This is a genomic window from Moraxella catarrhalis (genome assembly GCF_001656295.1).
Lineage (GTDB): Bacteria > Pseudomonadota > Gammaproteobacteria > Pseudomonadales > Moraxellaceae > Moraxella > Moraxella veridica.
The window spans coordinates 18,188-43,827 of the sequence record NZ_LXHE01000006.1 but is presented as its reverse complement, the minus strand read 5'-3'; the positions used below and the strand labels follow the sequence as shown (position 1 = coordinate 43,827).

Annotated in this window: 20 protein-coding genes; 15 read left to right on the top strand and 5 right to left on the bottom strand. The window is 47.8% G+C overall.

The window, feature by feature from the left end:
• Positions 1-2: 2 nt before the first annotated feature.
• Entirely contained in the window at positions 3-2,129 is a 2,127-nt protein-coding gene (locus AO382_RS03410; protein ID WP_064618207.1) for a M3 family metallopeptidase, read from the bottom strand.
• Positions 2,130-2,281: 152 nt separating this feature from the next.
• Between AO382_RS03410 and AO382_RS03405 the strand changes: the two genes are divergently transcribed.
• The 5 genes from AO382_RS03405 to clpX all read left to right on the top strand — a co-directional run bounded on the left by AO382_RS03405 (position 2,282) and on the right by clpX (position 7,257).
• Positions 2,282-3,034 (top strand): endonuclease/exonuclease/phosphatase family protein, encoded by a 753-nt coding sequence (locus AO382_RS03405; RefSeq protein ID WP_064618205.1) that lies wholly within the window; start codon positions 2,282-2,284, stop codon positions 3,032-3,034.
• A 40-nt stretch (positions 3,035-3,074) separates the two neighbouring features.
• Positions 3,075-3,677 carry an RdgB/HAM1 family non-canonical purine NTP pyrophosphatase gene (gene rdgB, locus AO382_RS03400; RefSeq protein ID WP_064618203.1) on the top strand — a complete coding sequence of 201 codons (603 nt, stop codon included), beginning with the start codon at positions 3,075-3,077 and terminating at the stop codon, positions 3,675-3,677.
• Positions 3,678-3,869: 192 nt separating this feature from the next.
• Positions 3,870-5,204 carry a trigger factor gene (tig, locus tag AO382_RS03395; RefSeq protein ID WP_064618201.1) on the top strand — a complete coding sequence of 445 codons (1,335 nt, stop codon included), beginning with the start codon at positions 3,870-3,872 and terminating at the stop codon, positions 5,202-5,204.
• A gap of 88 nt (positions 5,205-5,292) precedes the next feature.
• Entirely contained in the window at positions 5,293-5,946 is a 654-nt protein-coding gene (gene clpP / locus AO382_RS03390) for an ATP-dependent Clp endopeptidase proteolytic subunit ClpP (protein ID WP_064610851.1), read from the top strand.
• A 9-nt stretch (positions 5,947-5,955) separates the two neighbouring features.
• Positions 5,956-7,257: an ATP-dependent protease ATP-binding subunit ClpX gene (gene clpX / locus AO382_RS03385; RefSeq protein ID WP_064610850.1), complete on the top strand. Its 1,302-nt coding sequence runs from the start codon at positions 5,956-5,958 to the stop codon at positions 7,255-7,257.
• A gap of 21 nt (positions 7,258-7,278) precedes the next feature.
• On the opposite strand, the gene AO382_RS03380 is transcribed toward clpX, so the two are convergent.
• The 3 genes from AO382_RS03380 to AO382_RS03370 form a co-directional block, all read right to left on the bottom strand.
• Positions 7,279-7,836: a thioesterase family protein gene (locus AO382_RS03380; protein ID WP_064618199.1), complete on the bottom strand. Its 558-nt coding sequence runs from the start codon at positions 7,834-7,836 to the stop codon at positions 7,279-7,281.
• Positions 7,837-7,901: 65 nt separating this feature from the next.
• Positions 7,902-8,354, bottom strand: coding sequence for a surface-adhesin E family protein (locus AO382_RS03375; protein WP_064618197.1), 453 nt, complete (start codon positions 8,352-8,354; stop codon positions 7,902-7,904).
• A 25-nt stretch (positions 8,355-8,379) separates the two neighbouring features.
• Positions 8,380-9,501, bottom strand: coding sequence for a DnaJ domain-containing protein (locus AO382_RS03370; protein WP_064618195.1), 1,122 nt, complete (start codon positions 9,499-9,501; stop codon positions 8,380-8,382).
• 276 nt (positions 9,502-9,777) lie between these two features.
• On the opposite strand from AO382_RS03370, the gene fadB reads away from it, so the two are divergent.
• From fadB to AO382_RS03355, 3 genes are all read left to right on the top strand, one after another.
• Positions 9,778-11,931 carry a fatty acid oxidation complex subunit alpha FadB gene (gene fadB, locus AO382_RS03365; RefSeq protein ID WP_064618193.1) on the top strand — a complete coding sequence of 718 codons (2,154 nt, stop codon included), beginning with the start codon at positions 9,778-9,780 and terminating at the stop codon, positions 11,929-11,931.
• A gap of 29 nt (positions 11,932-11,960) precedes the next feature.
• A complete protein-coding gene (fadA, locus tag AO382_RS03360; RefSeq protein WP_064618191.1) occupies positions 11,961-13,133 on the top strand; it encodes an acetyl-CoA C-acyltransferase FadA in 1,173 nt (390 codons plus the stop codon).
• A gap of 103 nt (positions 13,134-13,236) precedes the next feature.
• Positions 13,237-13,701, top strand: coding sequence for a hypothetical protein (locus AO382_RS03355; protein ID WP_064618189.1), 465 nt, complete (start codon positions 13,237-13,239; stop codon positions 13,699-13,701).
• Between the two features lie 39 nt (positions 13,702-13,740).
• Here the strand turns inward: AO382_RS03355 and AO382_RS03350 are convergent, their stop codons facing one another.
• On the bottom strand, positions 13,741-14,892 hold the full coding sequence (locus tag AO382_RS03350; protein ID WP_064618187.1) for a patatin-like phospholipase family protein: 1,152 nt from the start codon (positions 14,890-14,892) through the stop codon (positions 13,741-13,743).
• Between the two features lie 337 nt (positions 14,893-15,229).
• On the opposite strand from AO382_RS03350, the gene AO382_RS03345 reads away from it, so the two are divergent.
• The 7 genes from AO382_RS03345 to AO382_RS03315 all read left to right on the top strand — a co-directional run bounded on the left by AO382_RS03345 (position 15,230) and on the right by AO382_RS03315 (position 25,629).
• On the top strand, positions 15,230-15,961 hold the full coding sequence (locus AO382_RS03345; protein ID WP_064618313.1) for a phosphoadenylyl-sulfate reductase: 732 nt from the start codon (positions 15,230-15,232) through the stop codon (positions 15,959-15,961).
• A gap of 88 nt (positions 15,962-16,049) precedes the next feature.
• On the top strand, positions 16,050-16,973 hold the full coding sequence (gene cysD / locus AO382_RS03340) for a sulfate adenylyltransferase subunit CysD (RefSeq protein ID WP_115346486.1): 924 nt from the start codon (positions 16,050-16,052) through the stop codon (positions 16,971-16,973).
• Positions 16,974-17,113: 140 nt separating this feature from the next.
• Positions 17,114-18,418, top strand: a complete 1,305-nt coding sequence (locus tag AO382_RS03335) for a sulfate adenylyltransferase subunit 1 (RefSeq protein ID WP_064618183.1) — start codon at positions 17,114-17,116, stop codon at positions 18,416-18,418.
• Positions 18,419-18,527: 109 nt separating this feature from the next.
• A complete protein-coding gene (recG, locus tag AO382_RS03330; RefSeq protein ID WP_064618181.1) occupies positions 18,528-20,624 on the top strand; it encodes an ATP-dependent DNA helicase RecG in 2,097 nt (698 codons plus the stop codon).
• Positions 20,617-21,264, top strand: a complete 648-nt coding sequence (locus AO382_RS03325; protein ID WP_064618178.1) for a Crp/Fnr family transcriptional regulator — start codon at positions 20,617-20,619, stop codon at positions 21,262-21,264. The genes recG and AO382_RS03325 overlap by 8 nt, the downstream gene beginning before the upstream one ends.
• Positions 21,265-21,330: 66 nt before the next feature.
• The gene (locus AO382_RS10410; protein WP_227513618.1) at positions 21,331-22,560 is read left to right on the top strand and encodes an efflux RND transporter periplasmic adaptor subunit; all 1,230 of its coding nucleotides are present in this window, start codon (positions 21,331-21,333) and stop codon (positions 22,558-22,560) included.
• 9 nt (positions 22,561-22,569) lie between these two features.
• Positions 22,570-25,629 carry an efflux RND transporter permease subunit gene (locus tag AO382_RS03315; protein ID WP_064618176.1) on the top strand — a complete coding sequence of 1,020 codons (3,060 nt, stop codon included), beginning with the start codon at positions 22,570-22,572 and terminating at the stop codon, positions 25,627-25,629.
• Positions 25,630-25,640 lie beyond the last annotated feature (11 nt).

The window sequence follows — 25,640 nt, the reverse complement described above, 5'->3', positions numbered from 1 at the left end:
GATCAGCTTCCTTGGCTTATCAGACCGCGATGGCGCAGCAGCGCATCTTGAGTAGCCTTACGCCCGCGGAATGCCACATAATTATCTTGAGCGTCGCGAGCGCTGCCTCGTGCCAAAATCTCATCGCGAAACGCCCGACCTGTGGTGGGATTAAACACCCCGTCTTCTTCAAATTTGCCAAAAGCATCTGCCGAGAGCACTTCCGCCCAAATATAAGAATAATACCCCGACGCATAACCCCCAGCAAAGATATGGCTAAAGCTATTGGCAAAGCGCTGATATTTAGGCGGTATGACTAACGCGACCTCATCACGCACTGTGTCTGCTACCGATAAGATGTCAGGATAAGTCACTTGCCCAAAATTTAACATCTTAGCGGTGTGTAGTCTAAGATCAAATAGACCAAACTCCATTTGGCGCAGCGTTTGCAGACCTGTTTGAAAATTTTTGGCGGCGATGAGTGCTTCTTTTTTATCGCTTGGCAAGGGCTCGCCCGTATCCACATGACGGCTGATTAAGCGCAGACCTTCATCGGTGATGGCAAAGTTTTCCATAAACTGACTGGGCAGCTCCACCGCGTCCCACTCCACACCGCTGATGCCAGCAACATCGGCGACATCCACCGTCGTCAGCAGGTGATGCAGGGCATGACCAAACTCATGAAATAAAGTATTGGCTTCATCAAAAGATAACAGGCTTGGTTTATCATTCATCGGCGGCGCAAAATTGCCCACAATAAATCCAACAGGCAGGCGCACCTCATCGCCTTTGACTTGGCGCTTTTGAAAATCGTCCAGCCAAGCACCGCCTTGCTTGCCAGCTCTGGCAAACAAATCAAGATACAGACCGCCCAGCAGCTCACCGCTGTCTACATCGTGGATCAGACAAAACAGCACATCTGGATGCCAAGCTGAATAGCTGCTTGGCTCGGCGATTGATAGGTTGATGCCAAATAATCTGTGGCAAATCTCAAACAAGCCTTCTAGCACAATCGGCAGCGGAAAATAAGGGCGAAGCTCATCGGTGGTCAGGCTGAATTTGGCTTGACGGATTTTTTCGCTGACATAAGCCACATCCCAAGGCTTAAGCTCATCTAGACCCAAGCTTTGGGCGTATTCTTTGAGCTCTTGGTACTCGGCATGAGCTTGCGGCTTGGCAGCTTGGCTTAATGCCAACAAAAACTGCTCAACCTCATCGCTATCATGAGCCATCTTGGTAGCAAGTGACAGCTCGCTATAATCTTGCATGCTAAGCAGCTTGGCTTTTTGGGTGCGCAGATTGATGATATCCACCATGATTTGTGCGTTGTCAAATTCGGTGGTATCTGGGCTTTGGTCGGAGGCGCGCGTATTATAAGCATGATACAGCGCCTCACGCAGCGCGCGGTCATCAGCAAACTGCATCACCGCCAGATACATCGGAATGTCTAGTGTCGCCACATAGTCCGTCTCAAGCTTAGCATCTGGATGGGCGGCGCGGTAAGTCTGCGCTGCCGATTTTAGTAGCGCCAAGCCATTGTCGCTGATGCCTGACAGCTCATCTGCGCGTAGCGGTCTGACAAAATGACGCGTCGCATCCATGATATTGTCAGCAAACTTTGCCGAAGCCAAAGACAGATTACTTTGGATATCGGCAAACTCGGCTTTTTTGTCCGCCTCTAGTGCCACGCCTGACAGACGAAAACTGCGTAAGGCTTTTTCGATGGCGCGCTTTTGGGCGGTGCTTTGATACGCTTTGGGCAGCTGATCAAAATTCTGCTCAACGAGCTGATACAGTGAAAATAACTGAACCGATTGCCCAAGGCGCGTCCCAAAAGCAGACAGCTTTGGCAAAACGTGATGATGCGCTTGACGGATCTCATCACTGCTTGCCACGCTGTTTAGATGTGATAATACGCCAAAATACCGTTCAACTTGTTCGCCTGAGTCATGAAATTCTTGGATAATGTCAAATGCCTTGGTCGCATCGCTCACCGCCTGCATCGCCTCAATCTCATCAAGGCGCTTGGTGGCAGCCTCCAAAGCTTGCTCGGTCAGCTGCTCAAGCTTATCAGGCGTGGCTTGATCAAAATCCACCAAATGCAGGCGCGGATCAAGCACAGTGTTGCGTAAAAGAAGATCGGTTGGCATGATAGTTTCCCTTAAAGTGTGAATTTATTGATAAAAATATAAGATATAAATGTGTATGGTTTTGGGTTTTGCAAGCGTATTTCATCAATCAATCCTCACCAATGAGCCGTGATCGTGCTACAATATCGCTCAAAGTCAGTCAATGAAATTGCATGAAAACCATCACCATCACCAGTTATAACATTCATAAAGGTATGTCGCCGACCAACCGCTTGGTGCGATTGTTGGGCATGAAAGATGCCTTATCAAAAATCGATCCTGACATCTTATGCCTACAAGAAGTCCAAGGGCAAAATCTCAAACGCGCGCTTAATTTTGCTGAATTTCCTGATGGCGGTCAGCACGAGTGGTTTGGCGAGTTTTTGGGCGTATCGGCAAGCTATGGCAAAAATGCCGAATACGAGCATGGACATCATGGCAATGCGGTTTTGTCGCGCCATCCGCTTGATCCTAAGCATAATTTGAATATCACCGTCAATCGCCTAGAAAAGCGTGGCGTGCTACATTGTGAGGTGCATCCTGAAGGGTGGGAACGTCCTTTGGTGGTGCTGTGCTGCCATCTGAATCTGTTGCACCGAGATCGCCTAAAGCAATATCAAGCCATTCGTGACTATATTACCACCTTGGCTGATCAAGTGCCGCTGATTTTGGCAGGGGATTTTAATGACTGGTCAAAAAAATCTTGCCAAGCGTTATCATCACTGGGGCTGAGCGAGGTGTTTTTGCAGTCGCATGGAGAGTATCCTGCTACTTTTCCTGCCAAAATGCCTGTGCTGAGTCTAGATCGCATTTATGTGCGTGGGCTTAAGGTGCATAATGCGATGGTGCATGGCGGCGTGCCTTGGTCAAATTTATCCGACCATTTGCCGATCAGTGCTGTGGTCTCATTGAGCAATGAATCATAAGTTTGGATGACATCTTAATCACTTAATCTAGGAATATCAGATGAAACAGTGGGTATTAGCCAGTAATAATCAGGGTAAGTTGGCAGAATTTCAGGCGTTATTTGATGACGCTAACTTGGGCGTTGAGATCATCACCCAAGGCAGCTTGGGGATTGGCGATGTCAGCGAAGATGGGAAGAGTTTTATTGAAAATGCCATTATCAAAGCACGCCATGCCGCCAAAGCCAGTGGGCTGCCAGCTGTGGCGGATGATTCGGGGCTTTGTGTACCTGTGCTTGGTAATGACCCTGGAATTCTCTCGGCACGCTACGCTGGGCGACATGGCGATGATGCCGCCAATAACGCTAAGCTGCTTGAAGCCCTAAAGCCGCATCGCGGTGATGCGCCAATCCAAGCGTTTTTTGTGTGCGTGCTTGCATATGTGCGACATGGCGATGATCCGATGCCACTCATTGCGATTGGCAAATGGCATGGCGAGATACTTAATGAACCTGTGGGCGAGCATGGTTTTGGCTATGATCCTTTGTTTTATATTCCTAATCTTCAAAAATCATCTGCCGAGCTTCAAAAAGCCGAAAAAAATGCCATCAGTCACCGAGCGCAGGCTCTCAAAGATTTGTTGACTCAGCTAAGAGCAGAATAGCTGGCTTGATTTTGGGGCTTTACTAAGGCTAATAGTTGTATTTTTCACAATGATTGGCTATACTGTATTGCTTTTAATATATTTATGTGGTTATAGTTAAATATTCTTTAATTGGAATATTAGTATATTTTCACAACTAGATTTTGGTCTTTTGACCGACTGTTTTTATTTTTAAACGAATTAAGGTGAGTTATGAGTGATTTACAAGTATCTGTGAATGTGGTTTCTGATAAAGAAACGCAGCTGACTGTCAAAGTACCAGTGGGCAACATTCAAAGTAAAGTTGAAAGCCGCATCCGCAGCGTGGCTAAGACAGCTAAAATTGATGGTTTCCGTAAAGGTAAAGTGCCAGTATCACACATCCGCTCACAGTATGGTGCTGGTATTCAGCAAGAAGTGATTAACGATGTCATTCGTGATACTGTCTTTGAAGCCATTGGCAACGAAAAAATCCGCGTCGTTGGCGTGCCAAACATTGACGATGTGAAGCTTGAAGATGATTTTTTGGTGTATCAAGCCACTGTTGAGACTTTCCCAGAAGTAGAAGTTCAAGGCTTGGGCGATATTGAAGTTGAGCGTCAAGTTGCCAGCGTCTCTGACGAAGATGTTGATACCATGATTGAAAATCTACAAAAGCAGCGCCAAACTTTTGAAACCAAAGAAGGCGAGCTAGAAGAAGGCGATCAAGCGACTTTTGATTTTGAAGGTTCGATTGATGGTGAAAAATTCGAAGGCGGCAGTGCCGAAAACCACACTTTGGTGATCGGTTCAGGTCGCATGATCCCAGGCTTTGAAGATGGCATGAAAGGCATGAAAGCTGGCGAAGAAAAAACCATCACCGTCACTTTCCCAGAAGATTATCAAGCAGAGCATTTGGCGGGTAAAGAAGCGCAGTTTGTGATCACTGTCAAAGAAGTCAAAGCAGCGACCTTGCCTGAATTGAATGAAGAATTTTTTGAGCTATTTGGTGTGACCGAAGGCGGTCTAGATAAGTTAAAAGCCGATGTTCGCAAAAATATGGAGCGTGAAGTCAAGCACGCTGGTCGAAATCAAGTCAAGCAAGCTGCGTTTGATGCACTGCTTGAAAAAAATGAATTTGATGTGCCAAAAGCCATGCTGGATCAAGAAATTGACCGTCAGCGTCAGCTGATGCTCAATCGCTTTGCCCAACAATTCGGCGCAAATCCTGCGACTTTTGATTCAAATATGCTGCCAAATGAGCTGTTTGAAGACCAAGCATTGCGCGCGGTGCGTTTGGGCGTTTTGGTAAGCCAAATCATCGATGCCCAAAAACTTGAAGTCGATCAAGAGCGTGTGACCGCCTTTATCGCAGAAGCTGCCGAAAACTATGAAGATCCAGCAGAAGTGATCGAATACTACACCAACGATCAAGCACAGCGTGCCCAAGTGGAATCTGTGGTGTTAGAAGATCAAGTGGTTGATTATCTGCTAAGCCAAGCTAAGGTAAGCGACAAAGAAGTCAAATATCAAGAGCTATTAGCAGCAGCCCAGCAGCAAGCCATCTAATCTTGCCAGTTGGATTGATTGATGATTTTACAAATGCCCCAGGCTTATGCGTGGGGTTTTTGTTCTAAAAATAAACCTTGGAATTATGATGAACATGAAACAAAATCCTTATTACGATCAGCTTGCTGATACTTTTTATGCGCCGCAAAATGCACTAGTGCCGATGGTGATTGAGCAGTCGGGTCGCGGTGAGCGCTCGTTTGATATTTTCTCTCGTCTTTTGCGTGAGCGCGTGATTTTCTTGACAGGACAAGTCGAAGACAATATGGCGAATTTGATTGTCGCTCAGCTGTTGTTTTTGGAGGCGGATAACCCTGAAAAAGACATTCATCTGTACATCAACTCACCAGGCGGCGTCGTGACGGCGGGCATGGCGATCTATGATACGATGAACTTTATTAAACCTGATGTCTCCACAATCTGCATGGGTCAGGCGGCATCGATGGGCTCATTTTTATTATCAGCGGGCGAAAAAGGCAAACGCTATGCGCTGGCAAACTCGCGCGTGATGATCCACCAGCCTTTGGGTGGGTTCCGTGGTCAGGCGTCTGATATCGAGATCCACGCTCGCGAAATCATTGAGCTAAAAGCCAAACTAAACCGCCTGCTGGCAGAACACACCGGTCAGCCGATCGAAAAACTTGAGCGTGATACCGATCGTGATAATTTCATGAGCGCCGAACAAGCGCGCGAATACGGCTTGGTGGATGTGGTGCTTGATAAGCGTCCAAAAACTCTATAAGGGGCTGTTATGACAACCAAAGAGATACCAAGCTGCTCATTTTGTGGTAAGAAAAAAACCGAAGTCCAAAAACTCATCGCTGGCAATGACGCCAATATTTGCAATGAATGCATCGAGGTGTGCGGTGATTTGTTGGGTGATTTGACCCAAAAACCCAAATCACGCAGAGCCACGACTGTCACTACCGACAAAACCGCCGAAAGTGCTCAGCCAAGCATGAGCGATGATCAAGCAGACGAGTGGCAAAACAAAGCGCTGCCCAAGCCAAAAGAGCTGCGCGCTCACTTAGATGACTATGTGATCGGTCAAGATGCCGCCAAAAAGGCGCTGTCTGTGGCAGTTTATAACCACTATAAGCGCCTAAAAGTTGCGGCAGATAAGCCTGATGCTGATGGCGTTGAGCTGTCTAAGTCAAATATCCTGCTCATCGGACCGACAGGCTCAGGTAAGACGCTACTGGCACAGACACTTGCCAAGATGCTGGATGTGCCATTTGCGATGGCGGATGCCACCACGCTGACCGAAGCAGGCTATGTGGGCGAAGATGTTGAAAATATCGTACAAAAGCTATTACAAGCCTCGGATTATGATGTCCAAAAAGCCGAAAAAGGCATCATTTATATTGATGAGATTGATAAAATTTCTCGCAAAAGCGAAAACCCATCAATCACGCGCGATGTCTCGGGCGAAGGCGTACAGCAAGCCCTGCTCAAGCTCATCGAAGGCACTGTGGCAAATATTCCACCTCAAGGCGGTCGCAAGCATCCACGCCAAGAGATGATTCAGGTGGATACCAGTAATATCCTAATGATCGTGGGCGGTGCATTCGCTGGGCTAGATAAAGTAATCCGTCAGCGCACCGAAAAGACAGGCATCGGCTTTAATGCTGATGTCAAAGCCCAAGATGAATCGAGCATCACCGAGCTGTTTCGTGAAGTTGAAGCCGAAGATTTGATTAAGTTTGGTCTGATTCCTGAGCTGATCGGTCGTCTGCCAGTGATTGCAAGTCTAGAAGAGCTGGATGAAGCGGCGCTGGTGCAAATTCTCACCGAACCTAAAAATGCGCTGGTTAAGCAGTATCAGTATTTATTTGAGATGGAAGGCGTTCAGCTGACTTTTGAGCCTGAAGCACTCACCGCCATCGCCAAGCGCGCCCAAGAGCGTAAGACAGGCGCGCGTGGTCTGCGCTCCATCATCGAAAATGTGCTGATGGATACCATGTATGAGCTGCCTAGCATGACAGATGTCAAAGAAGTCATCGTCACCAAAGGCGTCATCGAAGGTGGCGAAGCACCGATCACCAAACCCTAAAACCCAACCAATCCGCTGATATCACTCAGCGGATTGTTTTTGGGAGAATTGACGTATTTTGTCGGCATCGATCCACGCTTGCACCCACTCAGGCGGCGGCAGCTGAAAATCGGCATAACCTACCGCAGCCAGCACCTGCTCGGTGGGGATGGTCTTGCCAGTTTTGATGTTGGTGACGCCAGTACGTAGCAGGGCTTGGGAGGTGGCTTGACCATTGACTGTCATGACTTGCTCAATATAAAACCAGCGCTCATCGACACCGATCAAGTGGGTTTGGATGCTCAGTTTTTGAAACAGGCGCACACGCTTACGGTACTGCACGCTGCTGCCCGCCACGACTAAGCCCCATTTTTGGCGAAGTAGCTCTTTGCCAAGCCCTGTGCGGATCGCAAAATCCGTACGACCCAAGTCAAATAAGGTCAGCACGCGACCATTATTTAATTCAAGAAAATTATCAATATCATTGATATTACACGTATAGTGGATGACGCTCGTCCCTGTGATGGGCAGGTGCTCGCCGCGCAGCGCGCTGAGCGCGCTTTTGGTGATGGATACGCCCAAACGGATAAAAGGGTACATAATTAATCCTTAATAAGATCGCTCATCTCCCCGCCCTGCCTTGGGCGGATAGATGATGCTAGATGCTAGATACTGCCAAACTTCTGTCTTGCCAGACTACAGACGCTATCAAGCGTGGCCGCACCTATGCTATCAGGTATTGCACGATCCCAAGTGGCTGATGAAGTGGTTGAAATTGTCCAAGTCCCACTATCCACTAGCTGCCCTGTGCTGGTGTAGAAGTGTACGGCATCACCATTCGACTTTTGGTTTGAGCAGTCAAAGTATTGAAAGGCTGTCAGTTCTTGATACAGATTGCCATTAGGTGATTTTTGGGCGCTTGGATAAGTAGTCTTTGTCCAAGCGGTGTAGTACCGCCCACCCCCTTTAAAGCTGTGCCGCTTTAGACTGTCATAATCGACATAGTGGGTCTCGTTGTTAGATGAAGTTGAAGGAATAAAGCGCCAGTCGGCTGCTTGAGCAGGCAGGACGGTGAGTGCTGTCATCAGCATCAGGGCGATGGGATAGAGACGGGTCATAATAACTCCTTTTAATGGTTGAAAATCAATAATACTGGCTAAGCTCAGCAGCGCGCTCGTCAAGCTCAGGCACTTCGCACAGATAGCGCGCGACAGTCTGGTCGCTACGGCTTTGATAGACGCTTTGGGCGTAAGTCTTGCAGCGGCGTTCGCGATCGGCATTCACCGCGCGCTGCTCATCGCGCAGTATTTGGCGCATCTCGTCAGGCAGGCTATTCCAGACGGCGTTGATATTCGCCACGGCGTCATCATATAAGGCGCGCGCTTCACTTGGTGTGGTGTGGCTGACAGGATCATCGCTATCGACATAGACAGGCGTTGGGACATAGATCGGCTCGCGGACGATGGTCGGCTGACTGGAGATGCTGGCAGCATAGACGCGTAGGGTTTGGGTGCGCTCATCAAGCATGGGCACTTCGCAGTGATAGCGCGCCGCTTCGATATCTAGCGGATGGCTGTATTGGCTTGCGGCTTGTGCTTTACAGGTTTGTTCGCGTGCGTTATTGATGCTGCGCTGCTCGTCACGCAGCGAGTCTTGGGTGGTCTTGGGCAGGCTGTTCCAGACGGCATTGATGCGACCGACTGCCGCCAGATACGCAGCGTGCGCTTGATCGCGCGCGGCTTGCTGCTGTGGCGTGGCAGTAGGTGTCGGCGGGGCGATCGGTTCGATGGGGTGTAGCTCAGGTGCTTGGGTCGCCTGAGAGGGCGCCTGCTCAAGGGGCGTCACTGGCTCATCTTGATCCCCAAAAAACCCAGACGACGACACCAAAACATACGCCAAAACCGCCACCGCAATCAGCGCCGCCAGTATCCCGATCACCCATGCAGCAGCTGATGAGCCTTTGGCTTTGGGCGACTGTGTGCGATAGCCAGCAGTGCCGATGGGCGGCGTAGTGGCAGGGTGCGTGCCAAAAGGCGGCGGTGCGCTCTGCCCAAATTGGCTACTCATCCGCAGCCATGAGTCATACTCTGCACGCTTGATCGGATCAGACAGCACCGCATAAGCTTGGCGAATCTGTATCAGCTGCTCAGTGGCATTGGGCGCGGTTTGGTATTTTTGATTGAGTGCTTGATAAGCGGCATGAATGATTTCGATGCCTGCATTTTGGGAGATGCCCAAAATATCATAATAAGTTTGCTGTGCCATAAGAATGCTTAATCAATTAAAGAAGTGGATTATTACGCATATCTTATTAAAATAGCGAATTTTTGTAAATAATTATTATCCAGTCGCTAAATTTGAGCCAACTTAGAGAGCCAAGACCGCTTGACGCTGCAAGGCGTATCACCCAAAAATTGGTGACCCATCGGTCATATTTGATCAGTCAAATGACAGATGAAATAGCATGATCGGTGTGCTATATTAGGTGCACGGTTGCCAAAAGCAAGGCAGCGCGATTGACTAACACCATAAGGGGTATTCATGATTTATCAAGGAAAAAACATTCAGGTTGAGTTTCTCGACCAAGCAGCAGGTATTGTCAAATTTCATTTTGATGCCGCAGAGGAAAGCGTAAATAAGTTTGACAAAAAGACCACCCGAGAATTTGACGAAGCGGTGGCGGCACTTGAAGGTCGCGATGATGTCAAAGGTTTGGTCGTCACTTCAGGCAAATCTGTGTTTATTGCTGGGGCGGACATTACCGAATTTGTTCAATACTTCAAACGTTCTGAAAGCGAGCTTGAGACTTGGCTGCTTGATATTAATCGCATCTTTAACCGTTTTGAAGATTTGCCTTTCCCAAAGGTGGCAGCCATCAATGGTGCGGCACTCGGTGGCGGCTGTGAGATGACTTTGGTGTGTGAATACCGCGTGGCAGGCACATCTGCCCAAATCGGCTTGCCTGAAACTAAGCTTGGCATTTTCCCAGGCTTTGGTGGTTCGGTTCGTACGCCGCGCCTGATCGGTATTGACAATGCGCTAGAAGCCATCGCGACAGGTAAGGCTTATCGACCTGCTGAAGCACTGAAGCTTGGCTTGGTTGATGCGGTGGTCGCTGATGAGTCTTTGGAAGCGTCGGCGGTTGATTTGGTCAAAAAATGCTTGGCAGGCGACTTTGATTGGCAAGCCAAACGCCAAGAAAAGCAAGTACCAGTTAAGCTCAATCAGCTTGAGCAGGCGATGGCGTTTAATTCAGCCAAAGGCGTGATTTTTGCCAAAGCCAATCCAAAGCAATATCCTGCGGTGGCAATCGCTGTTGAGACCATCGAAAAGCATGTCAATCTAAACCGTGACCAAGCAATCGCGCTTGAAGCCAAAGGCTTTGCAAAAGCTGCGGTAACTCCGCAGGCAGCTGCTTTGGTGGGCTTATTCTTAAATGATCAAGCAGTCAAAAAACTTGCCAAACAGCACAGTAAAAATGCACAAAACATCGAACAAGCTGCTGTGCTTGGTGCGGGCATCATGGGCGGTGGTATCGCTTATCAAGCTGCCAGCAAGGGCTTGCCAATCATCATGAAAGACATCAAGACCGAGCAGCTAGATTTGGGTATGAATGAAGCCAGCAAGCTGTTGTCTAAAGAAGTTGAGCGCGGTAAATCAACGCCAGCTAAGATGGGTCAGACACTTGGCCGCATTCGCCCAACCTTGAACTATGGCGACTTTGGTGAAACTGACATCGTCATCGAAGCGGTGGTTGAAAACCCTGCAGTCAAAGAAGCGGTCTTATCTGAAGTTGAAGGTTTGGTAAAAGAAGATGCCATCTTGGCTTCTAATACTTCAACCATTTCTATTACTCGCTTAGCCAAAGCCCTAAAACGTCCTGAAAACTTTGTGGGCATGCACTTTTTTAACCCAGTGCATCGTATGCCTCTCGTTGAGGTGATCCGCGGCGAAAAAACCAGTGATGCCGCGATCGCAACGACAGTTGCGTTGGCACAAAAAATGGGCAAAACCCCTATCGTCGTCAATGACTGCCCAGGCTTTTTGGTGAACCGTGTGTTGTTCCCTTATTTTGGTGCATTTGATTTGTTGGTCAAAGATGGCGCGGACTTTGTGACCGTTGATAAGACCATGGAAAAATTTGGCTGGCCGATGGGTCCTGCGTATTTGCTGGACGTCGTGGGTATGGATACAGGCGTGCATGCTGCCAAAGTGATGGCAGAAGGCTTCCCTGACCGCATGAAGCCAGATTATAAAGGCGCAACACAGCTGATGTTTGAAAACAACCGTTTGGGTCAAAAAAATGGCGTAGGTTTTTATCAATATGAAACCGATAAGCGCGGCAAGCCTAAGAAAACCGCCGATACCACCACTTATGAGCTGCTAAACTCAGTTCAAACTGGCGATCAGACTTTTGATGAGCAAGAGATCATCGACCGCATGATGATCGCGTTCTGTAATGAAACGGTGCGCTGCCTAGAAGATAATATCGTAGCAAGCCCTGCAGAAGCTGACATGGCGATGATCATGGGCGTAGGCTTCCCACCATTCCGTGGCGGTCCATGCCGATATATCGACCAAGTCGGCGTGAAAAACTATGTGGCATTATGCGACAAGTACGCGCACCTAGGCAAGGCATACGAAGCGCCCGCTAAACTGCGTGACATGGCTGCAAATGGCGAGACTTTCTACTAATTATTGCTCAAATTATCAAAGGAAAAACAATGACAATTCTAAGTCCAAAAGATGTGGTGATCGTCGATGGCGTGCGCACGGCGATGGGTAAAACCAAAAATGGTATGTTTCGCAATGTGCGCGCTGATGATTTGTCGGCAGAACTGATCAAGGCGTTGATTGCGCGTAATGACATTGACCCAAGCGAGCTTGAAGATGTGATTTGGGGCTGTGTGAACCAAACGCTTGAGCAAGGCTGGAACATTGGTCGCTACGCTGCCTTGTTGGCAGGCGTGCCAAAAACTGTGGCAGCTCAAACCGTGAACCGTCTGTGTGGTTCATCCATGCAAGCTTTGCACACCGCTGCTGCTCAAATCATGACCAATCAAGGCGATATGTTCATCATCGGTGGTGTTGAGCATATGGGTCACGTCTCGATGATGCATGGCGTTGATCCAAACCCAAAAGCCTCTAAGCACTACGCCAAAGCCTCTAATATGATGGGCTTGACTGCTGAAATGCTAGGTCGCCTAAATGGCATTACTCGCGAAGAGCAAGATGTCTTTGGGGTAAATTCTCACAAAAAAGCATGGGCAGCTACCCAAGCAGGTCGTTTTGACAATGAAATTGTTGGCGTCGAAGGTCATGACGCTGAAGGCAATCTGCAGCTATGCACTGTCGATGAAGTGATTCGCCCTGATGCCAATTTAGAAGCATTCCAAGCGCTACGACCTGTGTTCGATCCTAAGAGCGGTTCGGTGACAGCAGGCACATCATCAGCGCTGTCAGATGGCGCGTCTGCAATGCTTGTGATGTCAGCCCAAAAAGCCAAAGACTTGGGTCTAAAACCTCGTGCACGCATCCGTGGCATGGCGGTGGCAGGATGTGATGCTGCAATCATGGGTTACGGTCCTGTGCCTGCTACCCAAAAAGCACTTAAGCGCGCAGGTCTAAACTTATCTGACATCCAAACCATTGAGCTTAACGAAGCATTTGCGGCGCAAGGTCTATCGGTACTCAAAGGCTTGGATTTACTTGACAAGCAAGACATCGTCAATCATAATGGCGGCGCGATCGCACTGGGTCATCCACTTGGCTGCTCAGGCGCGCGTATCACGACCACGCTTTTGAATGTTATGGAACAGCAAGATACGCAGCTTGGGCTTGCCACCATGTGTATTGGCTTGGGTCAGGGCATCTCAACCATCATTGAGCGTGTCTAAAACGTATTTAAGATGACGATGTGTGTGAATTAACACACAGCCACAACAAAAACCCAAGCATGACTTTGTGCTTGGGGTTTTTTAAATATATTAGGATAGGACGATGAAAACGCCTTTTTATTTTGCTGTCATCTTGACTGTAATCGGTATCCAAAGCAGTTTTGCTTTAGAGTCCAAACCTTATCAGCTGCCTAATGAAATTTATGATGGCTATTGGCTGATGACGCCGCCCAAAGATCAGCCTATGGTATCGATAGTGAGCTTTCGCCAGTCTGATAACGGCATGATCATCACCCAAAAAGTTGATTTTCGCTGCTTGCCACATGGCAGATATCAGCAGCTCGACTCAAGCATCAACACTTTGATGCCCGAAGGCGATAAGATGGCAATGACAGACCTTAAAACCAAAGAAAAATTTTCTTATCTGCAAGTTGTGAGTCTTATACCTAAGCAAAGTCTGACTTTAAGACAAAGTTTTGATGATGAGATTTTGTCTGTCGCTTTTCCTCATGGTATGCTGTTTAATTACGCTCATACCCCGACCGCCTCACCATCTTGCCAATTCTAATAAAAATACCGTCAAGATGCTTATGCTTGGCGGTATTTTTTATTGAATTGTTTGTATTTGGGCGTGTTTAAGCGCACGAGCATCTTCGATGGCTTTTTTGATGGCGGTGATTTGCGCGTCTGTAGCAAGCCTGCCTTCATTGATAAGCCGCGTTCGGTCGGTGCTGTCAAAGACAGCAGCACCTGTCATCTTGGGACGGATTAGGACATCGGCAGCATGGATATCTTCAGGCTCGGCGGTCATATTAGCACCCAAATTACCAAACCATCGAGAAAACTCGGAGGTCTTGGTAGGTAGCTGTTTTGGTAGAGAAATATTGGTGTTAGTAGGAATAGACTGCATGACCGCGCCAAGCAGATCGCCCAGTGGCATATCGACAGGCAAGCCTTTGGCAGCGTCATTGAGCTTATCGATATCGATTGGCACAGTCATGGTCTTATCGCCCCATTTGGCGCTGATGCCCGTCTCATTTCGTTGGATATTGATACTACTGCCTTGCGTGTGCGGAGTGTTTGAATCAGGTGCTTGTCTTTCGCCCATGACATCGACAGCGATGATGACATCAGCGCCCAGACTTTTGGCGATGCGTGTGGGTAATAACGCCACTTGTGAGCCATCTACATATTTTTTGCCACCTGTTTTGGGAATGCGTGGTGGGATGAATAATTTTGGGACGCTAGATGAGGCTTGGACAGCCAGTCCTGCTTCGCCAGTTCTAAAAGTTACTGCCGTATTGGTGTGCATCTGTGTTGCTACCGCCGCATAGCGTATGGGAAAAGCTTCGATGGGGCGATGGTTGACTTGTTCATTGACATAGCGACGCAGGCGTGTTCCGTCAATCAAGCCCTGCTGTGAGGGCGTAATTTCAATCAAATCCGTTTCTTTGACAGTATCGGCAAGAGCGATCATCTCAGATGGCGTCTTACCACTGGCATAAACCGCGCCCACCAAAGCCCCAGCGCTGGTGCCGACCACCATATCAGGGCGGATGCCATGCGCCTCAAGCGACTCGATCGCCCCAATATGCGCAAAGCCACGCGTGCCACCCCCACCAAGCACCAAAGCCACGACAGGGCGCGCCTCATCGGCTTTTGGCGTGGCTGACACTTGGGCGGTGGATGGCGGCGTGGTGCTACCACAAGCCGTCAGTATCAGTGCAAAGACAGGTACAGCTGCGACAGCCAATCTCATGACAACTCCTAAAACTCACAAAAAATAACTGTGAACTATATCATATCTTTGGTGCAAGGGTATTTGGCAAGTGCTATTTTATGTAAGGATTATGTAGAAATTGTACAGACATTCGGTGGTTATGACCGAAGTTAAAGGGGTTGGCATGCCTTATTTTGGGCGCTGATAGGTTAAGATTGGCTCAAATGGGATTACTAATGCCAAAAAGTGATTTACTTTGTACAAAAAGTTATTTTCGATTTTTTGGTGGTGGTGGTACTTTGTGCAGTATCCAAATGAACCGATCCGCAGATCAAATCATCTAGCCGTCTATTTAGCCAATTTGAGAGCCAAAATCATGATGATCAAACCTGTACTTTGGCAGATCCCAGCGCCAAGTGATGAGACCATTCAAGGTCTTGATGACAAAATCAACACCCTGCACGCGCGCTTAGCAGACATCCACGCCAAGCATCATGCCGTCAAGTTTGCCAGCAGCTTGCAGGTAGAAGATATGGTCATCACCGATGCATTGGCTAATCACCATCCCAGCACTGAAGTATTTACTTTGCAGACGGGCAGACTCAATGCCGAAACGCTCAGCCTCATTGACACCGTCAAGGCGCGCTATCCTGCACTGAATTTCAAAACTTATGAACCAGATCCACAAGCGGTGGCGGACTATGTGGCAAATCATGGCTTAAACGCTTTTTATGAGAGTGTCGATCTGCGCAAATCGTGCTGCTTTATTCGTAAAGTTGAGCCTTTAAATCGTGCTTTGGTCGATGCTGATGCTTGGCTGACAGGGCAGCGCCGCGAGCAGTCGGTCACTCGCACTGAGCTGAATTTGGCAGAAGCGGATCTAGAACGCGGTATCGCCAAATACAATCCGATTTTTGATTGGCAGGCGGCGGATGTGTGGGCATATATTTTGACCAAAAATATACCTTTTAATGAGCTGTATCACCAAGGCTATCCTTCCATTGGCTGTGAGCCTTGCACCATGCCCGTCAAACAAGGCGAGGACATTCGTGCAGGACGCTGGTGGTGGGAGCATAAAGACAGCAAAGAGTGTGGTCTGCACAAATGACTTTGGGCGAGTGTGTTTGGTTTTAAGCGTTTTATAAAGACAAGCCTAGGATTTAGACAAATTTTATTGAGATTGACAGGTAATTATCATGACAAAAACTACCCTACAAAATGAGCATTTGGATTGGCTTGAAGCAGAATCCATCTACATCATCCGCGAAGTGATCGCTGAGTGCCGTAACCCTGCTTTGCTGTTTTCAGGCGGCAAAGACTCTGTAGTGCTGCTTGCACTGGCGCGCAAGGCATTTGCCATCGAAGGTCGTGATGTGGCACTGCCATTTCCTTTGGTGCATATTGATACAGGGCATAATTATCCTGAGGTGATTGAGTTTCGTGATGAGCAGGTCAAAAAGCTCAATGCCCGCTTGGTGGTCGGTCATGTCGAAGACTCGATCGCCAAAGGCACAGTCGTACTGCGCAAAGAAACCGACTCAAGAAACGGCGCTCAAGCGGTAACTTTGCTTGAAACCATCGAGGCGCACCAATTTGATGCCCTGATGGGCGGTGCACGCCGAGACGAAGAAAAGGCGCGTGCCAAAGAGCGGATTTTTTCATTTCGTGATGAGTTTGGTCAATGGGACCCCAAAGCTCAGCGTCCTGAGCTATGGTCTTTGTATAACGCCAAGCACCATCAAGGCGAGAATATGCGTGTATTTCCGATTTCAAACTGGACGGAACTTGACATTTGGCAGTATATCGCGCGCGAAAACCTTGATCTGCCTTCGATTTATTATGCTCATGAGCGAGAAGTGGTCGAAAAAGGCGGGCTTTTGGTACCTGTTACGCCATTGACGCCAAAAGCCGATGGCGATGTCAGTGAAATCCGCTCAGTGCGTTTTCGTACTGTGGGCGATATCTCATGCACCTGCCCTGTGGCAAGCCTTGCTGTCACGCCCAAAGAGATTATCCAAGAGACTGCTGTGGTTGAGATTTCAGAACGCAGTGCCACTCGCCTTGATGATCAAGTCAGTGAAGCGGCGATGGAAGTACGCAAAAAACAAGGCTATTTTTAATACACCAAATACATAGTAAGACAATTTATCATCTTAATTGAATAATCTTGATTGAGCCATCGTCCCCACAAGCTGATCGCCAATCAATGTATTAAAACAAGCAAATTCACAAACAGATTATCAGCCAAAAGGACAGCCAGATGAGTCATCTAAATACCCATGCACCGCTAAGATTTATCACCGCAGGCAGCGTTGATGACGGCAAAAGTACCCTGATCGGTCGTCTGCTTTATGACAGTAAGGCACTACTGACCGATCAACTTTACAATCTAAATAACACCAAAACCGCAGGTGATGCCATTGATTTTTCGGCACTGACCGATGGGCTTTTGGCAGAGCGTGAGCAAGGCATTACCATCGATGTGGCGTATCGCTACTTTTCGACAGCCAAGCGTAAATTCATCATTGCCGACACACCAGGGCATGAGCAGTACACACGCAATATGGTTACTGGTGCTTCGACCGCTCATGCAGCGGTGGTACTCATTGATGCATCACAGATTGATTTTGGGCAAGCTGAAGTTCAGCTTTTACCACAAACTAAGCGGCATTCAGCCATCTTAAAGCATTTACGCTGCCCTCATATTATCGTGGCAATTAATAAGATGGATTTATTGAATTTTGATGAAAATAAATTTAGCACCGTTGTGTGTGCGTATAAAAAATTGGCGGCACAGCTGGATTTACAAGATGTCAAATTTGTGCCTGTTTCTGCCCTAAATGGTGATAATATCGTCCATAAGAGCCAAAATACACCATGGTATCAAGGTGGTGCGTTACTTGAGATATTGGAGAGTTTGCCTGTGGGTGAAGCGGTTTTGACGGATACGGCAGCGTTTCACTTGCCAGTGCAGTATGTGTTGCGTGCTGATGGCGACAAAAAAGATGATTTTCGTGGCTATCAAGGGCGTATCGAATCAGGCAGCGTTTTAGTCGGTGATAAAGTGCGTGTTGAGCCATCGGGTCGCATCAGCCATATCCAAGAGATTATCAGCCCCAATGGTGTCGTCAGCCAAGCATCTGTGGGTGAACAAATCACCATCACACTCACCGATGACATCGACATCTCTCGTGGTGACAGCATCGTCTCGGTGGCATCTCAGACCCTGCCGACCAAGCGTCTGCGTGCCACATTGTGTTGGTTTGATGAGCGTGCCTTAAATCCTGCCCGTAAATATTTATTAAAACACACCACCCAAACCGTTTTTGCCAAGGTTGATGAGATTCATCATGTGTGGGATGTGCATACTTTGTCAAATTTTGCTGATCAATCAACGCTGAATATCAATGACATTGGTGAGGTGAGTATGCATTTACAAAAGCCAATTTTGGCAACCCCTTACGCCCAAAATACCGCCACAGGCTCATTTATTTTGATTGATGAGGCGACTTATCATACCGTGGCAGGTGGGATGATTTTGGCAGAAGAGACCCAAGATTTTTAAGTAGATTTGGGATAAAAAGAAAAAATCTGACTAAAATGGTCGGATTTTTGCTTTTTTAACGGAATTATTTTACAATCATGATTGCATTTCATCATTTGTGGATAAATTTATGACCAAGCCCGTCATGACCATTCATTTGCCTGTGACTGCACTGTCTGGTGTGGGTCAGGCACTGGCTGGGCGATTGGTCGAGCTTGGCATTCATCGTATTTTTGATATGCTTTTGCACCTGCCACGAGATTATGAAGACCGTAGTCGTGTCATTGCTATCAAGGATGTTAGTCATGGTATGAGTGCGTTGGTGGCGGGTGTTGTAACTTGGGTTGAAAAGAGTCGTACAGGATTATCGGTGACCTTAGAGGATGCCACAGGGGAGATTACACTTCGGTTTTTTCATACTTATCCAAGTTTATTAACCACAATGACGGTGGGGGCAAAAATCACCGTATTTGGTGAGATCAAGGTCAGTCGCTACGGCACACAGATGTCTCATCCTGACTATCATCTGACAGGCACAAAAAAGCTTGAGTCTGGGCTGTTGCCCATTTACCCTACCATCAAAGGCATCAATCAAAATAAACTTAGGCAGCTGGTGCGTCTGGCACTGACAGCGGTGCAGCAAGATGGCATCCACTGCCTATCGGACGCGGAGCTGAAGGCGGCGGGCGTCGGGTTGACAGGCGATCTGCTGCCGGCGCTAGAGGCGATCCATCTGCCAGAGATGCATGCGGATATTTTTAGCCAAACTGCTTTGTTGGCAGGACTTAAAGATCGTACTCACCCCGCCTGTCGCCGTATTATCATCGAAGAGCTGGTGGCACATCAGGTCAGTTTTTTATTTCGGCGCAATAATGTCTATCAGCACAAAGCACCCAAATGCGACCCAATCAGCCCGCTTGCCAAGCAATTGGCGGCAAGCCTACCCTTTGAGCTGACCGCTGCCCAAAAGCGAGTCATTGATGAGGCAGTGTCTGATATGGCAACATCACGCCCCATGCTCAGGCTCATCCAAGGCGATGTTGGTGCTGGTAAGACACTGGTGGCTGCGATGACAGCATGCTATGCACTAGATAGTGGTTGGCAGGTGGCGGTCATGGCACCAACGGAAATCTTAGCAGAGCAGCATTTAATAAATTTTCAAAAGTGGTTTGAGCCTTTGGGGATTGGAGTTGGGTGGCTGGCAGGTAAGCAAACCGCCAAAGAGCGTACAGCAGCACTAGATGCCATCAGAAAAAATCAGGTGCAAATTGTGGTTGGTACTCATGCACTGTTTTCAGATACGGTTGTTTTTGCCAAATTGGGTCTTGTCATCATCGATGAGCAGCACCGATTTGGGGTAGAGCAGCGTCTGCGCTTAACCAATAAAGGTGTGTCAGGTGGAGTACCGCATCAGCTGACGATGACCGCCACACCCATTCCAAGGACGCTTGCAATGAGTATGTACGGTGATATGGATGTTAGTATCATTGATGAGCTGCCACCCAACCGCACGCCGATCACCACAGTGACGATTAACCGAGATCGCCGAGATGAGGTGATTGAGCGTATACAAGACAACTGTCAGGCTGGTAAGCAAGCGTATTGGGTGTGTCCACTGGTTGAGGAGTCGTCGGCTTTGGATGTGCAGTCAGCTCAGCTGACTTATGAGGATTTAAGCGATCGGCTTGATATTCGGACAGGGCTTGTGCATGGCAAGATGAAAGCTGTCGACAAACAGGCGGTGATGCAAGCGTTTAAGGCAGGCGATATAGATTTACTCATCGCCACAACCGTGATCGAGGTGGGTGTGGATGTACCCAATGCGTCATTGATGGTGATCGAAAATGCTGAACGCTTAGGATTGTCTCAGTTGCATCAGCTAAGAGGGCGTGTTGGGCGTGGATCTGCCAAAAGCTTTTGTGTGCTGCTATATCAGCTGCCATTATCACCAACAGGCATTGAGCGACTCAATGTACTCAAAGACAGCACCGATGGCTTTGTCATTGCCCAAAAGGATCTAGAACTAAGAGGTGCAGGCGAGCTTTTGGGTAAACGCCAAACTGGAGATATGGGCTATTATTTGGCGGATATTGTGCGTGATGAGGCACTGCTTGAGGCAGCAGGTGACATTGCACGCCAATTAATCAAAACTTCTGATAAACTGCCAACAGCATTGGCAATTATGAATACTTGGCTACCGGAATCTAAAGATTATGTCAATGTTTGATGACTATAGCTTGGCATTATTTGCTGATTGTACACGCTTGACTGACAGCCAAATCATCCACAAATGGATACAGCATTGGGCATATACCATGCCTGAGCTGAGCGAAGAGCAAGTCAAAGATGTGGTGAGAGGATTTCAGATACAGCGGCTGCCTGCAAGAAGCTATTGGCAAGTGGCAGGGCAGGTACAAGATCATATTGGCGTTATCTTGGCAGGATTGTGTAAGCTTGAATATCAGTCCGACCAAGGCAGTGTGGTCAATGTGCATTTTATGCAAGAAGGTGATGGTATTGGTGAATATCAAGCGTTTCTTGGTGATGAGGCTTGCCGATATAGCCTGCAGACCATTGAGCCGACTATTATCATCGCCATTAATTTGGCACATTATGAATACTGCTGTCAGCGTTATCCGATTTTTTATCGTTATATTAGCCAAAATCTGACCCAAGTCTTGGCACAAAACATCGCTCGTATCGACAGCCTGCTTATCACCGATGGGCAGGCTCGTTATGTTAAATTTATTGAAACAAATCCCAAATTGGCAGCCAGGCTTTCGGTTTCTGATTTGAGCTCTTATTTGGGGATGTCGCGCCAAATGCTCACCCGTATCCGCAAAAAACTGGGTCATCGGCGCGCATGACTAAAGCTTGGTCGTTTTGATGCTGAACAAATAAGCATTAACTAAATGGATGAAAATGGTATTTTTATGACTGCTAATCAAAATTACAAGTCACCACCTGCTCGACCCCTTTGGCAATGGATTGTATTTTTTGGGGTGAGTATGATTATTGGCGTACTCATTGGGCGATTTATGTTATCACCAAACCAAGAGACGCCGTCCAAGCAAGCTGCCCAAAACCAAAACGCAGCAGTGATGGCGGTGGAAGCGGTACATCCCACACCGATCACAATCAAAAATCACCTGCCAGCTAATGGCGTCGTGGCTGCGGTTGAGACGGCGGAGGTTGGTAGTCAGATCAGCGGTGTCGCCATCGAGCGGGTGCTTGTTGAAGTTGGTGAATTTGTCAAAGCAGGGCAAGTGCTTGCAACACTTGATACACGAACCTTTGAGCAGCAGCTATCTTCTGCTGAAGCTGAGCTTGCCACAGCGGTCGCTGCACAAGAAAAAGCGGCTGCCGATTTGGCGCGCACTGAGCCATTGTTAGCCATTGATGCGGTGAGCCGCCAAGAGGTCGATGCTTATCGTACTGCGCTTCGACAAGCTGAGGCGAATGTTGCTGCCGCCCAAGCTAATGTTGACAGTGCTCGCACCAATCAGCAGCGAGGTCTGATTACTGCCCCTGTTAGTGGCATAATCAGTGCCAAAAATGCACAAGTTGGTGCAGTGGTATCAGGTGCTCCACTATTTAGCATCATCATAGATGGCACGCTTGAGTGGCAAGCCGCCGTGCCACCTGCCGATGCCACCAATATCCATGTGGGCCAAACGGCGTCTGTTGAGATTGCAGGTCGGCAGGTGACAGGAGAGGTTACTCGCCTAAGTCCTGTTACCAATGATAGCCGAGATATCACCGTCCATGTGCGTCTGCCAAGAGGCAGCGGTGCCAGTGTTGGCATGTATCAATCTGGCGAGTTTTTATTTGATGCTCAAAGATATAATGCCATTCCGCTTAGTGCGTTGATGAGTTTAGATGGCTATGATTATGTTTGGCAATTAATACCAAATATCGGTGACGATGGTCGGACATATCACCAAGTCAAGCGTCGGCAGATTACCATCATCACCCAACAAGACAATCAAGTTGCAATAGATGATTTACCGCAAAGTGACTTGATTGTTGCAACCAGTGCCAGTTTTTTAGATGATGATGATTTGGTCATTGTCGCAACCATCAACGGGCAAGATGTGGATCATAATCAAACCAGTAAAGCGCCAAAACCTGCTTTAAACCCCAGTCATGGCAACACACGCTAAGGTGATATCATGAATATTTCGGCTTATTCTATCAAAAATCCTTTGGTTGCCATTTTATTTTTTACCTTGATGATGATTTTGGGAATTTATGGATTTTTACAAATGAAAATTCAGCAATTTCCTGATATTGACCTACCGGGGGTGGTAACAACCATTACTTTGGCGGGAGCATCGCCTGACCAGCTTGAAAATGATGTTGCCAAAAAAGTTGAAAATAAACTTGCCAATATTGAGGGCGTTAAAAGCATTCGTACCACACTACAAACAGGTGCGGTAACCATTTTTACGGTCTTTGAGCTTGAAAAACCGAATGATGAAGCACTTGACGATGTGCGTTCAGCTGTCAGCGAAGTTCAAGGGCAATTACCTGCTGCTGCCAATCCACCCATCATCTCAAAAGTCTCTACAGCAGGGTTTCCTGTGGCGACATATTCGGTTGCTGTACAGGGCATGAGCGATACCAAATTATCATGGTTTGTCGACGATACGATTACCAAGCAATTATCAAATATCGCTGGGGTGGGAAGTGTCAGCCGTATTGGTGGCGTTGAGCGGCAGATTTTGATACAGCCTAAGATGGATATGATGACAAGCTTATCCATGCCCATCAGCCAGCTGGCTCGGCAGATTTATGCCAAATGGCAAGATGCTTCAGGCGGTGAAGCAAAGATTGGCAATCAGATTCAGATAATACGCATACTAGGTTCAGGTCAACGGGTTCAGGAATTAAATGACCTACAAATCACCACACCAACAGGAACAGCGGTGCGATTGGGTAGTTTAGTGGTTATTGAAGATACCCATGCTGATATGACATCTTTAGCAAAGCTTGATGGTGAAGAGGTGGTGGCATTTAGTATCACACGCTCAAAAGGTGCAAGCGAGACCTCCGTGGTGACCGCAGTTGATGATGCCTTGGCTGACTTACAGGCTCAAATGACTGACCTGAAAATCGAAAAAATCGTTGATTATGCTGCACCCATCGAAGAAAGCTATCAAGCAACAATGCGTATGTTGATTGAAGGCTGTATTTTAGCGGTGATTGTGGTATTTATCTTTTTAAGAGATTGGCGAGCCACTTTTGTGGCAGCCACGGCATTGCCATTGTCTATTATTCCAACTTTTTTTATCATGTATTTGTTTGGTTTTAGCTTAAACATGATTTCGCTGCTGGCATTGACTTTGGTGATTGGTGTTTTGGTGGATGATGCGATTGTAGAGATTGAAAATATTGTTCGCCATCTTAATATGGGTAAATCCCCCATGCAAGCTGCCATTGAGGCGGCTGATGAGATTGGGCTTGCGGTCGTTGCAACAACTTTTACGCTGATTGCGGTATTTTTGCCAACGGCATTTATGAGCGGAGTTGTGGGGCAGTTTTTTAGCCAATTTGGTTGGACGGCGGTTATTGCAATTTTTATTTCACTGTTGGTTGCTCGCCTGCTGACACCGATGATGGCAGCGTATATTTTACGCCCATCCATTCATACCCAAAAACCTGCTGGTAAATTGATGAAAAATTATCTGAAAGTCGTGGCATGGACGCTCAAACACCGTGCCATGACGGTGCTGATGGCGGTGGGGTTTTTTGTGGGTTCGCTCATGTTGGCAGGGCTTTTGCCATCGGCGTTCATTCCACCTGATGAGATGAATCAAACCCAAGTTAGCATTGAGCTGACACCTGATGCAACCTTTGATGATACGCTGCGTATCGCCCAAATGGCGGTCAATAAAGTCAAAGCGGTCAAGGGGGTTGAAAGTGTCTTATTAACAGTGGGTTCATCACACGGCTCGGGCGACCCAAGTAGTATGCGTAGTGGATCGGTCAATACCGCAAAGCTTGATGTTAAGCTTTCTGACCGCACTTTACGCGCAAGCAAAGTGGACATCGAATCCCAAATCAATCAAGCATTATTGACAGTGCCGTCCGCGCGCTTTAATGTTGGTATCTCGACAGGCGGCGGCGAGGCAGGTTATGTGTTTTCGGTGACGGGCGCGGATAAAGCGCAGCTTGACGCCACCACCCAAGCCATCATCAGCCAAATCCGTGCGCTGCCGACAGTGGCAAGCGTCATCAATAATCGCTCTTTGCCCAGACCTGAGCTGTCAGTTATTCCTAATGAGCTGAGCATGGCGGATAAAGGCGTCACAACAGCAGATTTGGCAAATACATTGCGTGTTGCTACCCAAGGTGATTATGATAATGCCTTACCAAAGCTTAGTCTAGATACTCGCCAAGTGCCTATTGTGACTCGCTTAAGCCATGAAGATAAGCAAAGTTTAACTACTTTATCCAATCTTTATGTACCAAGCTCAAAGGCGGTGCCTGTTCAGATAAAAGATGTCGCATCTTTAAAATTCACCACAGGTGAGGCAAGTATTAGCCGTCTAGACCGTGAGCGTGCCATAAAAATTACAGTATTGCCTACCAAAGATGCCTCTTTGGGCGATCTGATTGATAGTGTCAAATCCACCCAAATTATGCAGAACCTGCCTAATGGCGTTCGTATTATCGATGAAGGGCAAGCAGAAGACATGGCGGAGCTGTTTTCAGGCTTTGTGCTTGCGATGGCGGTTGGGGTGTTTTGTATTTTTGCGGTGCTGATGCTGCTGTTTCATCGCGTGCTTCAGCCATTGACCATTTTGATGGCGCTGCCTTTGTCCATTGGTGGGGCATTTGTGGGTCTGATCGTGACAGGCAGCAGTATGTCGATGCCTGCGATGATTGGGCTGATTTTACTCATGGGTATTGCCACCAAAAACTCCATTTTATTGGTGGATTATGCCATCATTGCTCAAGATGAACAAGGCTTAAGTCGCTTTGATGCGCTCATTGATGCGTGTCGCAAGCGCGCCCAGCCCATCATCATGACAACCATAGCCATGGGTGCAGGCATGTTGCCTTTGGTGATCGGATTGGGTGGGGTTGATTCAACATTTAGCCGCCCAATGGCATCAGCGGTCATTGGTGGTTTAATCACCTCAACATTATTAAGCTTGGTGGTGATTCCTGTGTTTTATGCGTTGATGGACGATTTGGGAAAATGGTTCAAAACAAAAGCCGCCTAACTGGCGGCTTA

Bases quoted from the DNA above. Each gene is read 5' to 3' on its own strand.
- AO382_RS03335 (WP_064618183.1), top strand. From the start codon at position 17,114: ATGAGTCATCTAAATACCCATGCACCGCTAAGATTTATCACCGCAGGC.
- fadA (WP_064618191.1), top strand. From the start codon at position 11,961: ATGACAATTCTAAGTCCAAAAGATGTGGTGATCGTCGATGGCGTGCGC.
- clpX (WP_064610850.1), top strand. From the start codon at position 5,956: ATGACAACCAAAGAGATACCAAGCTGCTCATTTTGTGGTAAGAAAAAA.
- recG (WP_064618181.1), top strand. From the start codon at position 18,528: ATGACCAAGCCCGTCATGACCATTCATTTGCCTGTGACTGCACTGTCT.
- AO382_RS03350 (WP_064618187.1), bottom strand. From the start codon at position 14,892: ATGAGATTGGCTGTCGCAGCTGTACCTGTCTTTGCACTGATACTGACG.
- AO382_RS03345 (WP_064618313.1), top strand. From the start codon at position 15,230: ATGATGATCAAACCTGTACTTTGGCAGATCCCAGCGCCAAGTGATGAG.
- AO382_RS03380 (WP_064618199.1), bottom strand. From the start codon at position 7,836: ATGTACCCTTTTATCCGTTTGGGCGTATCCATCACCAAAAGCGCGCTC.
- AO382_RS03315 (WP_064618176.1), top strand. From the start codon at position 22,570: ATGAATATTTCGGCTTATTCTATCAAAAATCCTTTGGTTGCCATTTTA.
- clpP (WP_064610851.1), top strand. From the start codon at position 5,293: ATGAACATGAAACAAAATCCTTATTACGATCAGCTTGCTGATACTTTT.
- AO382_RS03325 (WP_064618178.1), top strand. From the start codon at position 20,617: ATGTTTGATGACTATAGCTTGGCATTATTTGCTGATTGTACACGCTTG.
- tig (WP_064618201.1), top strand. From the start codon at position 3,870: ATGAGTGATTTACAAGTATCTGTGAATGTGGTTTCTGATAAAGAAACG.
- fadB (WP_064618193.1), top strand. From the start codon at position 9,778: ATGATTTATCAAGGAAAAAACATTCAGGTTGAGTTTCTCGACCAAGCA.
- AO382_RS03355 (WP_064618189.1), top strand. From the start codon at position 13,237: ATGAAAACGCCTTTTTATTTTGCTGTCATCTTGACTGTAATCGGTATC.
- AO382_RS03370 (WP_064618195.1), bottom strand. From the start codon at position 9,501: ATGGCACAGCAAACTTATTATGATATTTTGGGCATCTCCCAAAATGCA.
- AO382_RS10410 (WP_227513618.1), top strand. From the start codon at position 21,331: ATGACTGCTAATCAAAATTACAAGTCACCACCTGCTCGACCCCTTTGG.
- cysD (WP_115346486.1), top strand. From the start codon at position 16,050: ATGACAAAAACTACCCTACAAAATGAGCATTTGGATTGGCTTGAAGCA.
- AO382_RS03375 (WP_064618197.1), bottom strand. From the start codon at position 8,354: ATGACCCGTCTCTATCCCATCGCCCTGATGCTGATGACAGCACTCACC.
- rdgB (WP_064618203.1), top strand. From the start codon at position 3,075: ATGAAACAGTGGGTATTAGCCAGTAATAATCAGGGTAAGTTGGCAGAA.
- AO382_RS03410 (WP_064618207.1), bottom strand. From the start codon at position 2,129: ATGCCAACCGATCTTCTTTTACGCAACACTGTGCTTGATCCGCGCCTG.
- AO382_RS03405 (WP_064618205.1), top strand. From the start codon at position 2,282: ATGAAAACCATCACCATCACCAGTTATAACATTCATAAAGGTATGTCG.